This is a genomic window from Afipia sp. GW823-FHT06G09, from assembly GCF_058794875.1.
The window spans coordinates 664,846-678,134 of the sequence record NZ_JBXAHF010000002.1; the positions used below are offsets into that span (position 1 = coordinate 664,846).

Here is a 13,289-nt window from a genome sequence, read left to right on the forward strand (position 1 = left end):
CATCATTCTTCTTGAAAATTTTCAAAGTATGGATTGCCGGGTCAAGCCCGGCAATGACGACTCGCGATTAAATCACGCTTCTTGATCTTCCAGCCCGCGCGTCAGCGCCGCATGCGCCGCCTTGCGATGCTCCGGCGTGATGTGGCTCGACACCATGCGGATCGCGGTTGCCAGCACTGCGGCGTCGTCGGCGAAGCCGAGCACCGGCAGCATGTCGGGAAGGAAATCGAACGGCAGCACGAAATACGCGATCGCCCCGAGCAGCGCCGCCTGCACCTGGCGCGGCGTCTCGCGGTCGAACGCGCAGTAATACGCCGCAAGCAGATCCTCGGTGAACGGCAGGCTGCCCGCGACGCGCTTGATCTTGAGCCAGAACTTCCGGCGCACCCGCTCGGGATCTTTCGCGAGCTTTTCAGCCCGTTCAAAATGCGCCGTGTCGTCGGAGATCATGGTTCGAGTTCCCTCACCCGGCGCGATGATCCGCGCCGCATACGTTACGTAGGAACTGTGACCGCCGCGACAAGACGTCCTTGGGAAGCGTCATCCTGAGGTGCGCATCCTCACAGCCCCGCGATCCTGTCCATCGCCTCTGCCAGCTTGATATCGCGCGCAGTGACGCCACCCGCATCGTGGGTGGAGAGCACCACCTCGACGGTCCGGTAGACATTGCGCCATTCCGGATGGTGATCGCTCTTCTCGGCGACCAGCGCGGCGCGGGTCATGAAACCGAACGCCTCATTGAAATCCTTGAAAGTGAAGGTCCGCGCGATGGCGTCGCGGCCGGACACCTCCGACCAGCCCGTGAGCTTTGCCAGCGCCGCGCGCCGTTCATCTGCCGATAGCCGTTCAACCATGCGATCCTCCCATTCTCGAATATAACGGTTCCTTGAACATCTGCGCGAACGAGTTTCGCGCCGGCACTCCTTTTCCGGTGCCAGTCACGGAAAAGCCGCTCTCGGGCCGCTAACCATGCTGAACTTGGAGCCTGCGAAAATACCGGCGATCTGGTATGATGCAGGCAGACGCCAGGAGGCGCGGTAACCCATGGGCTTCAGCGACATGTTTACCAGATCGATGGCGACGGAGGCGCCCCGGCCGCCGGGCTCCGCAACGCCCCGGCCGCACAAGATGAAGGCCATGCTGATTGTGGTCGCCGCAGTGCTGGCGACCGTCGCTGCCGTCGGCGGCGCGACCTATTGGATGAACCGCCCGATCCATCTGCGCATCGCGGTCGGCCCGCCCTACAGCGACGACGTCAAGGTCGTTCAGTCGATCGCACAAATCTTTTCGCGGGACCGGAAGTATATCCGGCTGCGTCCGATCATCACCGACGGGACATCCTCGAGCGCGGCAAGTCTGAATGCAGGCACCACCGACCTTGCGGTCATCCGCGGCGACATCGAACTGCCGAAGGACGCGCAGGCGATCGCCAGCATCCGCAAGAATTACGCGGTGCTGTGGGCGCTGAACGGAAGCAGCAAGAAGGGCGCCATCAAGAAGATCGAGCAGCTTGCCGGCAAGCGCATCGGCGTCATCGGCCGCACCCAGGCCAACGTCAATCTGCTGAAGGTCATTCTCACGCAGTCCGGCGTCGATCCCGCCAAGGTCCAGATCGTCCAGTTCACCACCACCGGATTTGCCGACGCGATCAAGAACGAAAAGCTCGACGCCTTCCTCGCCGTCGGTCCGCTCAACAGCAAGATCACGGCCGATGCCGTCGCGGCCACAACGAAGGGCGGCAAGGAAGCCACCTTCCTGTCGGTGGAGACCGCCGACGCGATCGCGCAGAAGTATCCCGTCTATGAATCGGGCGAAATTCCTGCCGGATCGTTCGGCGCAAAGCCCGCACGGCCCGACGACAAGATCGATACCATCACGTTCGCGCATCACATCGTGGCGCGAAAATCGCTGTCGGAGGCCACCGCCGGCGCGCTGACACGGCAGTTGTTCTCGGTCCGTCAGACCATCCAGAGCGAATTCCCGCAGACGGCGAAACTGGAAACGCCCGACACTGACAAGGACGCTGCAATCCCCGCGCATCCCGGCGCGGCCGCTTATGTCGACGGCGAGGAAAAAACCTTCCTCGACAGGTACAGCGATTACATCTGGGGCAGCCTGATGGCGCTGTCGGCGCTCGGCTCCGCCGGTGCGTGGTTCGCGAGCTACTGGCGCAAGGACGAGCGCGTCACCAACTCCAACCTGCGCGAGCGCTTGCTGGAGATGCTGACGGCCGCGCGCAAGACTACATCCATCAGCGAGCTTGACGCCATGCAGGCGGAGGCCGACGAGATCATGCGCGAGACGCTGCACTGTTTCGAGGACGGCGCGATCGAGGAAGGATCGCTGACGGCATTCAGCATCGCGCTCGAGCAGTTCCACAACGCGGTCGCGGATCGCAAGACGTTCCTGCTCGACATGGCGTCGAAAGATACGCGGCCGGCGCGTAGTCAGGTCGCCTGAGCGCGGCGCGCTAAGCCGGATCGCGCCACTTGCGCAATATCTCCAGAAGTTCTTCGCGCAGATAGGGTTTGCGCAGCACCGGATAGCGCCCGAACGCCGGCGGCACGCCCGCGGGGCCGGAATATCCGGTGACGAATGAAAACGGGATTTTCTGCCGCTTGAGCTGTTCTGCGACGGCGAAGCTTTTTTCCCGGATCAAGCCGACATCGAGCAACACAAAATCCGGCGCACGCTCGGCAATCAGCTTCAGGGCTCCGGTCACGTTGCGCGCGGTCCGCACCGAGGTCACGCCGAATCCAGTGATGGTTTCAGCGCAGTCCATTGCGATCAACGGATCGTCTTCGACCAGCAGAACATCCGTTGGCAGATCGGATTCTGGCAGATCAGCAGGACTTGCAGCCGCCGGCCCGCGGGGGTCGATCGAGTTCATGAGTCACGTCCGAGGATGGGTTGAGATACGTCCGCTGGGACCCCAGTCATGGCGCTAAAGAGCCGTCATTCCAGTTCCCGCATGGAACCGAACACATAAACACCCGTTGCGTCTGTGCACTTTTGAACACAGGCGCGCCGGAACTTGCGCTACGGTGACTCTTGGCGAGGGGACCATGACACGACAACTGGCAGCGGTCAGCGACGGCCGCCCGTTCAACAATCTGCTCCGTCGGTTGAGCGCCGGAGATTTCGCGCTTATCGAACCATTCCTGGAACCCGCGGACGCCAAGGCGGACGACCTGCTCTACAATCCGGGCGACGACGTCCAGACCGTCTATTTTCCATGCGGTCCCAGTCTCGTCTCGTTCCTCGTGGCGAATGAAGACGGCCGCGATGTCGAGACCATTCTGGTCGGACGCGAAGGCGCGGTCGGCGGCATTGTCAGCCTGGGCTATCTGCCAGCCTACACGCGCATCACGGTCAAGGTCGCCGGCCCCTTCGTCCGGCTGCGCGTCGCAAAGCTCGATGCCGCCAAGACCCAATCCCCAACGCTGCGTTATCTTTTCGCGCGCTACGCCGACTGCATGCTGGCGCAGATCTTTCAGTCCACCGCCTGCAATGCGATCCATTCGATCGAACAACGCACGGCAAAGTGGATCCTGTCGGCGCGGGAGCGGACCGGCGAGGACCTTGTTCCCCTCACCCACGAGCAGTTATCGACCATGCTCGGTGTGGGACGAAGCTACACCAGCCGTGTCATCCAGGCCTTCAAGGCGGAAGGCATTCTGGAGACCCGCCGCGGCGCCATCCTGATCCGCAACCCGGAGGCCCTGGCGGCCCGGTCATGTCTTTGCAACGACGCCGTCAAAGCTCATTTCGACGAAGTTCTGCGCGGGGTTTATCCGGACGAGACGAAGGCGACGTGATCGATCGATGGAGCCCCGTCATCGCTCTGTAACATTGCTGGATAGGGCCGATGTGGCCCTTTGCGGCATCAACCTTGACCCAAAAATGGACCGATAAAATGCCGTTCTGACCGTTGTTTTTCGGCGAATTCTGACTATATTGCGCCGCAATGAGTGCCCGTGTGCCCGGTTCTTTTGGACCGGGCACCGCGTTTTTTGGGCGGGTGGTTCGATTCTGACATTTGCATCCCGTTCCCTCGACTCTCTTGCAAATGTCAGAATCAAAGAACCACCGGCAAAAATAACATGCTCGTGGAGCTTTGGATTTGACATTCGCCGAACGAACCCGCCGCACGACGGGTCGCGAATGTCAAATCCGCACCACGAGTGCGCACGACGACATCGGACCTGCACTCAGCCGCCTCTGCGGCGCCGCGCCCCATAGCTGGAAGACCTGAGACACATGAATTTGCGAAACATCGCCATCATCGCCCACGTCGACCACGGCAAGACCACGCTCGTCGACAAGCTGCTCCAGCAATCCGGCACCTACCGCGAGAACCAGCGGCAGGTCGAGCGCGCGATGGATAGCAACGATATCGAACGCGAGCGCGGCATCACCATTCTGGCCAAGTGCACCTCGGTCGAGTGGGAAGACACCCGCATCAACATCGTCGACACGCCGGGCCACGCCGACTTCGGCGGCGAGGTCGAGCGCATCCTGTCGATGGTCGACGGCGTGATCGTTCTCGTCGACGCCGCCGAAGGCCCGATGCCGCAGACCAAATTCGTGGTCGGCAAGGCGCTCAAGCTCGGCCTCAAGCCGATCGTCGCGATCAACAAGGTGGATCGTCCGGACGCGCGCGTCACCGAAGTCGTCAACGAAGTGTTCGATCTGTTCGCTGCGCTCGACGCCACCGACGAACAGCTCGACTTCCCGATCCTGTACGGCTCCGGCAAGAACGGCTGGATGGGCAACAGCGAGACCGAGAACGACAAGGGCATGAAGCCGCTGTTCGATCTCGTCATCAAGCACGTCGCGCCGCCGGTGGTGGAAGAAGGTCCGTTCCGCCTGCTCGGCACCATCCTCGAAGCCAACCCCTATCTCGGCCGCATCATCACCGGCCGCGTCGCCTCCGGTTCGGTGAAGCCGAACCAGTCGGTGAAGGTGCTGTCGCGTGACGGCAAGGTCGTCGAATCCGGCCGCATTACCAAGATCCTCGCGTTCCGCGGTCTCGAGCGCCAGCCGGTCGAACTCGCCGAAGCCGGCGACATTGTTGCCATCGCGGGCCTCACCAAGGGCACCGTCGCCGATACGTTCTGCGATCCCACGGTTGAGACGCCGATCCAGGCGCAGCCGATCGATCCGCCGACCGTGTCGATGTCGTTCATCGTCAACAACTCGCCGCTCGCCGGCACCGAAGGCGACAAGGTCACCAGCCGCCTGATCCGCGACCGCCTGCTGCGCGAAGCCGAAGGCAACGTCGCGCTGCGTGTGGTCGAAGCCGCCGACAAGGATTCGATGGAAGTCTCGGGCCGTGGCGAATTGCAGCTCGCGATCCTGATCGAGAACATGCGCCGCGAAGGCTTTGAACTCTCCGTGTCGCGTCCGCGCGTCGTGCTGACCAAGAACGAGAACGGCCAGATTCTGGAGCCTGTCGAGGAAGTCGTGATCGACGTGGACGAGGAATTCTCCGGCGTGGTCGTTCAGAAGATGAGCGAGCGCAAGGCCGAGATGATCGAGATGCGCCCGTCCGGCGGCAACCGCCTGCGTCTGGTGTTCTACGCGCCGACCCGCGGCCTGATCGGCTATCAGGGTGAACTGATGACCGACACGCGCGGCACGGCGATCATGAACCGCCTGTTCCACGACTACCTGCCGTACAAGGGTGAAATCCAGGGCCGCCGCAATGGCGTGCTGATCTCCAACGAGCAGGGCGAAGCCGTTGCCTACGCGATGTTCAAGCTGGAAGACCGCGGCCCGATGATGATCGAGCCGGGCTGGCGTGTTTATCGCGGCATGATAGTCGGCGAGCACACCCGCGAGAACGATCTCGAAATCAACGTGCTCAAGGGCAAGCAGCTCACCAACATCCGCACCACATCGAAGGATGAAGCGGTGCGCCTGACGCCGCCGATCCGCATGACACTGGAAAAGGCGCTGGCCTATATCGAGGATGATGAGCTGGTCGAGATCACGCCGAAGTCGATCCGCCTGCGCAAGCGCCATCTCGACCCGAACGAGCGCAAGCGCGCCGAAAAGTCCAAGGAAGCGCTGGTCGGCTAAGACGGCCCGCCTCTTTCCAAATCTTGATGATGCCCGGCCTTGTGCCGGGCATTGTCGTCTTATAGGTCGGTTAGACTGAAGTCATGAATGGCCGGGACAGGCCCGCCAGAAATACCGGACCCGGGTCTCGAATGCCCATTCCCTCCGACATCGATGTTGCGATCATCGGCGCCGGTGCGGCCGGCCTTGCTGCCGCGCGCACGCTGGAAAATTCGGGGCTGTCCGTTCTCGTCCTCGAAGCGCGCGACCGGATCGGCGGACGCAGCCAGACCGTGATCCTGCCCGGCGACATCGTGTTCGATGTCGGCTGCGAGTGGCTGCATTCCGCCGACAAGAATTCGTTCGTGGCGATCGCGCGCGATCTCGGCTTCGAGATCAACGAGACGCGTCCGCGTTGGCGCGAGCAGAGTCTCAACGCCGGCTTTCCGCCGCAGGCCCGCGAGGAATTCCTCGCGGCGATGGACGCCTTCGATGCCCGTGTCAGCACGGCGTCCGATCTGCCGGACGATACGCCAGCCAGCAAGTGGCTCGAACCCGGCAATCCCTGGAACGCGCAGATCGATGCGATCAGCACCTACATCAACGGCACCGAGCTCGATCGCGTCTCGACCTATGACTTCGATGCGTATGAGGACACCGGCATCAACTGGCGGGTGCGGCGCGGCTATGGCGCGCTGATCGCGGCCTATGGCGCGCCATGTCCTGTGGCGCTGAACACGAAGGTGACGCTGATCGATCATTCCGGCGCGCGCATCAGGATCGAGACCTCGCAGGGAACGATCTCCGCAGGCAAGGTGATCGTCACCGCACCGACCGACCTGATCGCCAATGAATCGATCCGCTTTCATCCCCCGCTGCCGGGCAAGGTGAGCGCTGCGGCCGGCCTGCCGCTCGGCCTCGCGGACAAGGTGATGCTGGCGCTGGACGATCCTGAATCGCTGCCGGGCGACGGGCATCTCTATGGCGCGCTCGATCGTGTCGGCACCGGCAGCTATCACCTGCGTCCGATGGGCCAGCCCTGCATCTCCGGATTTTTCGGCGGCACATTCGCGCGCGAGCTTGAGAATGCCGGAGACGGCGCGCTGGCGGCACAGGCGATCGACGAGCTGGTGATGCTGCTGGGATCGGATTTCCGCCGCAAGCTGCGCCCGCTTGCAGAAACCCGCTGGGCGCACGATCCGTTCGCGCGCGGCTCCTACTCACATGCGCTGCCAGGCCATGCCGATGACCGCGCGGTTCTCGCGACACCGGTCGATGACCGGCTGTTCTTTGCGGGCGAAGCGACCTCGCCGAACTTCTTCACCACCGCCCACGGCGCGCAGGAGACAGGTGTGCGGGCGGCGGGGGAGGTGGTGGGCAGGAGCGCGGCTTAGCGCCTCGCAACGTCGCGCTATTTCTTCTTCGCACTCGCGCCCTGCACGACCGGCCCCGGCACATTCAGCCCCGCGGTATTGGCGAGAATCGATTCAATCATCCCCTCCTCCCCCGCTTCCGCGAGCCAGTGGCCTTCCTTGCCGAACGGCGGCAGCGCCTGAAAATCCACCTTGTCGTCGCCGGCTTCGATGAAAGCGTCCGCCATTTTTTTCGAAAACTCCGGCGGAAAATATGAATCGTTTTCCGCCACCAGCCATGTCACCGGCACTTGCGCGTCTTCGCCGAATTCCTTCGCTGCGGCGATGAGTTTGTCCGGCGCGCAAATGCTGTTCGCGCGGTCATCCTTGCGCCCGCCGCGCCCCGGCGCGAACACCACGATCGACGAAATGCTTTTCGGGCTCTGGTCCGCAAGCGCGAGCGCGCCCCAGCCTCCGGCCGAATGCCCGACAATCACCGAGGCATCCTTGCGGATGAACGGCTGCGTGCGCATGAACGTGAGCGCAGCCGTGATCGCTTCGGCTGTTGAGCGCGCGGACATCGCGTATTCGGCGTTGTCGCAGCCTTCCTGGTCTTCGAGATAAGGTCCGCCGGTCTTGCCATGGCCAAGCCGCTGCGGCACCAGCACCGCAAAGCCGCGCGCCACCAGCGCCGCGGCGAGCGCCGGATATTCCGGCTGCGGCATCTGCGCACGCGCCAGCCGGTTTTGCGTCGAGGCATGGGCGATCACGGCGAGACGAAACGGGCCTTTGCCGGCGGGGCGAAACAGAACCGCTCGCGAAGGTGTGATCTGGTCCTGCGTCGGCACCAGCCACTCCTGACGCCGGTTCGCCGTACCTTCGCCGCCGCGTGCCCCTAACTGATTCTCGCCCCAAGCGGGTGTTTGCGGCAAAACACCAACCGCAAGAAGCAGGCTGGCGACCTTGAACAATGCATTTTTTGTCATCTTCGGCGATCATTGCCTGCGTCGCACCGCCAAGCCAAGGCCATAAGCCGTTTGGCTGTCCTCTTTCGGTACAACGCCGCCTTGGACCTGATGCAAAAAGCTCACATATTAACCGATAATTAACGATGGACCTTGAAGGCGGGGCCGCGAGTTGCTTTGATTGCACCATGAGCACGATCCTTATCGAAGTCCGGCCAGCCAAGGCCTCCGATGCGCCCGCAGTCGCTGCGACGCACGATGAGGCGTGGCGCGCGGCCTACCAGGGAATCATCCCCGGTGCCGAACTCGAAAAGCTGATCAACCGCCGAGGCCCGCAATGGTGGGATTCGGCGATCCGAAAGGGCAGCCGCGTCAGCGTGTTGTCGTTCGGCGACAAGGTCGCAGGCTATGCCAATTATGGCCGCAATCGTGCCCGCAGCCTGCATTTCGAAGGCGAAATCTACGAGCTCTACCTGCGGCCGGAATTCCAGGGCCTCGGTTTCGGCCGCCGCCTGTTCACCGCCGCCAAGCGCGATCTGGTCCAGAGCGGGTTGAAAAGCATGGTGATCTGGGCGCTTTCGGACAACGAGCCGGCGGTCGAATTCTACCGGACCCTCGGCGGCCGCATGGTCGCGCGCTCCTCGGAGCGATTCGGCGGCAAGTCGCTCGACAAGGTCGCGTTTGCCTGGACGGCCTGAGGCGACTCTCCTTTTTCCTGCCGTCTTATCCTTTTGGCTCTTTTTTCGGGCTTCCAGCCCCGCTCCCGATTCGCTAACCAGCGCGTTCGACTGAACCAACCCAAGGCCTTGTCATGCGCATCGACGCGATCTCGATCGGAAAAAACCCGCCCCATGAAGTGAACGTCATCATCGAAGTGCCGGTCGGCGGCGAGCCCATCAAGTACGAGATGGACAAGGAAGCCGGCACGCTGGTGGTCGATCGCTTCCTCTACACGGCGATGCGCTATCCGGGGAATTACGGGTTCATCCCGCACACCCTCTCCGACGACGGCGATCCGTGCGACGTGCTGGTCGCCAACACCCGCGCCATCGTGCCGGGTGCGGTGATCGCGGTGCGCCCGGTCGGCGTGCTGTTCATGGAGGATGAGGCCGGCGGCGACGAGAAGATCATCGCGGTGCCGACGTCGAAGCTGACCCAGCGCTACGACAAGGTGCAGAACTACAGCGATCTGCCTGACATCACCCTGCAACAAATCCAGCATTTCTTTGAACACTACAAGGATCTCGAGCCCAACAAGTGGGTCAAGGTGCTGCGCTGGGGCAATGCGGACGATGCCCGCAAGCTGATTGTCGAAGGCCTCGAGCGCGCCAAGAAAAAATAATCAGGAAGATCGGGCTGAGGGATTCAAACGATGCGCCGTTCCATCAGAATCCTCCGCAACATCGTCCTTCTCCTGATCGCCGCCATCGTCATTCTCGCAGCCGTTCTGGTTGCAAACGCCTGGCGAAAATCGTCGCAGCAGATCGCCGCCGCTCCGGTTGCGCCCGTCATCATCGATGAGCAGGCGGCGGCGCAGCGGCTCGGCGCGGCGGTCCGGCTGCAGACCATCGCCAGCGTCACCGATCCCGATCAAAGCGCGGACGCTTTCCGCGCGCTGCATGATCTGATCGCGGCAAGCTTTCCGGCGTTTCATGCCGCCGCCAGGCGCGAAATCGTCGCCAACTACAGCCTGCTCTACACATGGGAAGGCAGCGACCCGAAGACCGCGCCGATCGCGCTGCTGGCGCATCAGGACGTGGTGCCGATCGCGCCGGGCACCGAAGGCGACTGGCAGGTGCCGCCGTTCAGCGGAGCGGTCAAGGACGGCTTCATCTGGGGCCGCGGCTCGTGGGACGACAAGGGCAACCTGTTTTCGATGCTCGAGGCGGCCGAGCAGCTTGTGAAGGACGGCTTCCGTCCGAAGCGGACGGTCTATCTCGCGTTCGGGCATGACGAGGAAGTCTCCGGCAAGCGCGGCGCAATGGCGATGTCGAAGCTGCTGCAATCGCGCGGCGTGCGCCTCGATTTCGTTTTCGACGAAGGCCTGCTGATTACCGAGGGAATTCTCAAGGGCGTCGACAAGCCGGTCGCGCTGATCGGCGTCGCCGAAAAGGGTTACGTCACACTCGACCTGTCCACCACCGCAACGCCGGGCCATTCGTCATTGCCGCCACGCGACACCGCCATCGGCAAGCTGAGCGCGGCGCTGACACGGCTGGAGAAGAGACCGTTTCCTGCCTCCGTCAGCGGCGTGATGCGCGAGACCCTGCAAACCGCCGCACCCGACATGGATTTCGGCAGCCGCGTCGCGCTGTCGAATCTGTGGCTGCTCGAACCGCTCGTGCGCCGTCAGATGGAGAAGACCGCGCAGACCGCGGCCGCGATCCGCACCACCACGGCGATCACGATCTTCAATGCGGGCAACAAGGAAAATGTACTGCCGGGCCGCGCCGAGGCCACGGTGAATTTCCGACTGCTGCCGGGCGAGACCGAGGAGAGTGTGATCGCCTACGTCAAATCGATCATCGCAGACGATCGCGTCAAGGTGACGCCGAAGCCCGGCAACACCAACCCGCCGCCGGTCACATCCACCGCCAGCCCGAGCTATCAGGCCGTAAACCGGACGATCCGCGAAATCTTTCCGGATGTCCTTGTGGTGCCTGGCCTGATGGTCGCGGCGACGGATTCGCGCAACTATCTCGACGTCACCGACAACATCTTCCGCTTTTCACCAGTGCGCGCCACTGCCGAAGACCTAATGCGCTTCCACGGCACCAATGAGCGGCTCAGCGTAAAGAATTACGCCGACATGATCCGGTTCTACCGGCGGCTGGTGCAGAACACGGCGAGTCCGTAATTCTGGGAAAGCAGTTGGCTGGCCTTACACGCCCGGCGCCTTGAGCCCCTTGATCGCGCTGGCCGCGCGCAGCGTGTTCACCAAAAGGCACGCCACCGTCATCTGGCCGACGCCGCCCGGCACCGGCGTGATCGCACCGGCCACGCCGAGCGCTTCCTGATAAGCCACGTCGCCGACCAGCTTGTTCTTGCCGTCAGCGCCCGGAATGCGATTGATGCCGACATCGATCACCGTGGCGCCGGGCTTGATCCAGTCGGCCTTGACCATCTCCGGCTGTCCGACCGCCGCGAGCAGCAGATCGGCGCGCTTGCAGATGCCGGCAAGATCGCGCGTGCGCGAATGGGTGATGGTCACCGTAGCGTTTTCATTGAGCAGGAGCTGCACCAGCGGACGTCCCACCAGATTCGAGCGCCCGATAATGACCGCGTTCATGCCTTCGAGAGAGGGATGAACCGTCTTGGCGAGAATGATGCAGCCGAGCGGCGTGCACGGCGTCAGCGCCGGCAGGCCGTTGGCCAGCCGCCCGGCATTGATCGGATGCAGGCCGTCGACGTCCTTCGCCGGATCGATGGCGTTGATGACGGTCTGCGTATCCAGCCCCTTCGGCAGCGGAAGCTGTACCAGAATGCCGTGCACGTCTGGATCGGCATTGAGCTTTGCGATCAGCGCCAGCAGATCCTTCTGCGGGGTATCCGCCGCGAGCTTGTGCTCGAACGACGCCATGCCCGCGGCTTCGGTCTGCTTCGCCTTGTTGCGGACGTAGACCTCGGAGGCCGGATCGTTGCCGACCAGCACAACGGCGAGCCCCGGCGTCAGGCCATGGTCGCGCTTGACGCGCGCCACTTCATCCGCGACGCGCGCGCGCAGATCGGCGGCAATGACTTTTCCATCAATGATCTTAGCCGGCATCAGATGTCTTTCGTCAGGAGTCTGTTGTCTTCGTCAGGGCTTGCAGGGCATCGCCCAGTTTTTTCGGATCGCCGTCCACCGCGACCTGCTTGAGGCGCGAGGTGACGCCGGAGAGAACCCGCACATGGCTTTTCGGCACATGAAGCGCCCGAGCGAGCAGTTCAGTCACGGCGCGATTGGCTTCGCCGCCCTCGGCGATGGCGCGTACCCGGACTTTCACAACGCTGCGGCCATTGGCCAGTGTTTCAATGCCGTCGATCGCATCCATTCCGCCGCGCGGCGTGACGCGCAATGCGACGCTGATGCCTTGAGTGGAAAAGCGCCAAGGGAGACTCAAGGAAAGCTCATGCGAGAGTCAGGAAACGGAAGCGGCCTCGCGGTCAGATCACGTTCGGATAGATGTAGTAGGCAATCACGCGCTGGATGAACATGATGATGAGGATGACGATGATCGGCGAAATATCGAGACCGCCGAAATTCGGCATGATGTTCCGGATCGGCCGCAGCACCGGCTCGGTGATCTTGTAGAGGAACTCCGCCACCGACGCGACGAACCCGTTGCGGGTGTTCACGACGTTGAAGGCGATCAGCCAGGACAGGATCGCCGAGGCGATCAGCAGCCAGACATACAGATCCAGAACGATGTTGATGATGTCGAGAATGGCGCGCATAGGGTGCTGGCTCGCTTCCGTGGACTGCCGCCTCAATACCGGTTCGCGGCGGCGCAAACAAGGGAGGTTCCGGGCTGAAATGCTTCCGGATCCAGCCCGGCGTGACCCGGACCCGGCCGTTTGGCGGCGCATGTTCCGCGGCGGCGATACCGGCTTTGCAACCGGAATACCTGCCGAAAACACCGATTCTGCGCGTTCTTGACTTGGCCATGATCGGGATTGTAAATGGCCGCTCTTGTCCGCCGCCGCCGTCACCGGTCCGGCCGATCAAGGGGCCATAGCTCAGCTGGGAGAGCGCGTCGTTCGCAATGACGAGGTCGGCGGTTCGATCCCGCCTGGCTCCACCAACACCTCCGGACACCACGACATTTTCAGTCAGGGCTGCGATGCGCCCTATTTTCCGTCATGCCCGGCCTTGTGCCGGGCATCCACGTCTTGGCTTGATCTCGATGAGACGTGGATGGCCGGGACG

The 13,289-nt window shown here is 62.9% G+C and carries 14 protein-coding genes and 1 tRNA gene; 8 read left to right on the forward strand and 7 right to left on the reverse strand.

Annotated features, from left to right (window positions below; all coding sequences use genetic code 11):
• Nucleotides 1-72 precede the first annotated feature (72 nt).
• Nucleotides 73-450: a YkvA family protein gene (locus AC1Q67_RS10770; protein ID WP_024575566.1), complete on the reverse strand. Its 378-nt coding sequence runs from the start codon at nucleotides 448-450 to the stop codon at nucleotides 73-75.
• A gap of 110 nt (nucleotides 451-560) precedes the next feature.
• Nucleotides 561-854 (reverse strand): 4a-hydroxytetrahydrobiopterin dehydratase, encoded by a 294-nt coding sequence (locus AC1Q67_RS10775; RefSeq protein WP_024575565.1) that lies wholly within the window; start codon nucleotides 852-854, stop codon nucleotides 561-563.
• Between the two features lie 190 nt (nucleotides 855-1,044).
• On the opposite strand from AC1Q67_RS10775, the gene AC1Q67_RS10780 reads away from it, so the two are divergent.
• Nucleotides 1,045-2,460 carry a TAXI family TRAP transporter solute-binding subunit gene (locus AC1Q67_RS10780; protein ID WP_492234133.1) on the forward strand — a complete coding sequence of 472 codons (1,416 nt, stop codon included), beginning with the start codon at nucleotides 1,045-1,047 and terminating at the stop codon, nucleotides 2,458-2,460.
• Nucleotides 2,461-2,470: 10 nt separating this feature from the next.
• Here AC1Q67_RS10780 and AC1Q67_RS10785 read toward each other — a convergent pair whose 3' ends face one another.
• Nucleotides 2,471-2,890: a response regulator gene (locus AC1Q67_RS10785; RefSeq protein WP_492234132.1), complete on the reverse strand. Its 420-nt coding sequence runs from the start codon at nucleotides 2,888-2,890 to the stop codon at nucleotides 2,471-2,473.
• Between the two features lie 175 nt (nucleotides 2,891-3,065).
• On the opposite strand from AC1Q67_RS10785, the gene AC1Q67_RS10790 reads away from it, so the two are divergent.
• The 3 genes from AC1Q67_RS10790 (at nucleotide 3,066) to AC1Q67_RS10800 (ending at nucleotide 7,457) form a co-directional block, all read left to right on the forward strand.
• Nucleotides 3,066-3,818 (forward strand): Crp/Fnr family transcriptional regulator, encoded by a 753-nt coding sequence (locus AC1Q67_RS10790; RefSeq protein WP_024575562.1) that lies wholly within the window; start codon nucleotides 3,066-3,068, stop codon nucleotides 3,816-3,818.
• Nucleotides 3,819-4,260: 442 nt separating this feature from the next.
• A complete protein-coding gene (gene typA / locus AC1Q67_RS10795; RefSeq protein ID WP_492234131.1) occupies nucleotides 4,261-6,084 on the forward strand; it encodes a translational GTPase TypA in 1,824 nt (607 codons plus the stop codon).
• Nucleotides 6,085-6,215: 131 nt separating this feature from the next.
• Nucleotides 6,216-7,457, forward strand: coding sequence for a flavin monoamine oxidase family protein (locus AC1Q67_RS10800; protein WP_492234130.1), 1,242 nt, complete (start codon nucleotides 6,216-6,218; stop codon nucleotides 7,455-7,457).
• A 17-nt stretch (nucleotides 7,458-7,474) separates the two neighbouring features.
• Here AC1Q67_RS10800 and AC1Q67_RS10805 read toward each other — a convergent pair whose 3' ends face one another.
• Nucleotides 7,475-8,401: an alpha/beta hydrolase family protein gene (locus tag AC1Q67_RS10805; RefSeq protein WP_492234129.1), complete on the reverse strand. Its 927-nt coding sequence runs from the start codon at nucleotides 8,399-8,401 to the stop codon at nucleotides 7,475-7,477.
• 167 nt (nucleotides 8,402-8,568) lie between these two features.
• Here AC1Q67_RS10805 and AC1Q67_RS10810 point away from each other — a divergent pair, with 167 nt between their 5' ends.
• The 3 genes from AC1Q67_RS10810 (at nucleotide 8,569) to AC1Q67_RS10820 (ending at nucleotide 11,237) form a co-directional block, all read left to right on the forward strand.
• Nucleotides 8,569-9,078 (forward strand): GNAT family N-acetyltransferase, encoded by a 510-nt coding sequence (locus AC1Q67_RS10810; RefSeq protein WP_024576869.1) that lies wholly within the window; start codon nucleotides 8,569-8,571, stop codon nucleotides 9,076-9,078.
• A gap of 113 nt (nucleotides 9,079-9,191) precedes the next feature.
• Nucleotides 9,192-9,722, forward strand: a complete 531-nt coding sequence (gene ppa, locus AC1Q67_RS10815) for an inorganic diphosphatase (RefSeq protein ID WP_024576868.1) — start codon at nucleotides 9,192-9,194, stop codon at nucleotides 9,720-9,722.
• 30 nt (nucleotides 9,723-9,752) lie between these two features.
• The gene (locus AC1Q67_RS10820) at nucleotides 9,753-11,237 is read left to right on the forward strand and encodes a M20 family peptidase (protein ID WP_492234128.1); all 1,485 of its coding nucleotides are present in this window, start codon (nucleotides 9,753-9,755) and stop codon (nucleotides 11,235-11,237) included.
• A gap of 24 nt (nucleotides 11,238-11,261) precedes the next feature.
• On the opposite strand, the gene folD is transcribed toward AC1Q67_RS10820, so the two are convergent.
• The 3 genes from folD to AC1Q67_RS10835 are packed head-to-tail and all read right to left on the reverse strand — an operon-like array spanning nucleotide 11,262 to nucleotide 12,817.
• A complete protein-coding gene (folD, locus tag AC1Q67_RS10825) occupies nucleotides 11,262-12,146 on the reverse strand; it encodes a bifunctional methylenetetrahydrofolate dehydrogenase/methenyltetrahydrofolate cyclohydrolase FolD (protein WP_492234127.1) in 885 nt (294 codons plus the stop codon).
• 13 nt (nucleotides 12,147-12,159) lie between these two features.
• The gene (locus AC1Q67_RS10830; protein WP_024576865.1) at nucleotides 12,160-12,483 is read right to left on the reverse strand and encodes a DUF167 domain-containing protein; all 324 of its coding nucleotides are present in this window, start codon (nucleotides 12,481-12,483) and stop codon (nucleotides 12,160-12,162) included.
• A 43-nt stretch (nucleotides 12,484-12,526) separates the two neighbouring features.
• The gene (locus AC1Q67_RS10835; RefSeq protein WP_024576864.1) at nucleotides 12,527-12,817 is read right to left on the reverse strand and encodes a YggT family protein; all 291 of its coding nucleotides are present in this window, start codon (nucleotides 12,815-12,817) and stop codon (nucleotides 12,527-12,529) included.
• A 271-nt stretch (nucleotides 12,818-13,088) separates the two neighbouring features.
• On the opposite strand from AC1Q67_RS10835, the gene AC1Q67_RS10840 reads away from it, so the two are divergent.
• A tRNA-Ala gene (locus AC1Q67_RS10840) sits at nucleotides 13,089-13,164 on the forward strand.
• The last annotated feature ends 125 nt before the right edge of the window (nucleotides 13,165-13,289 follow it).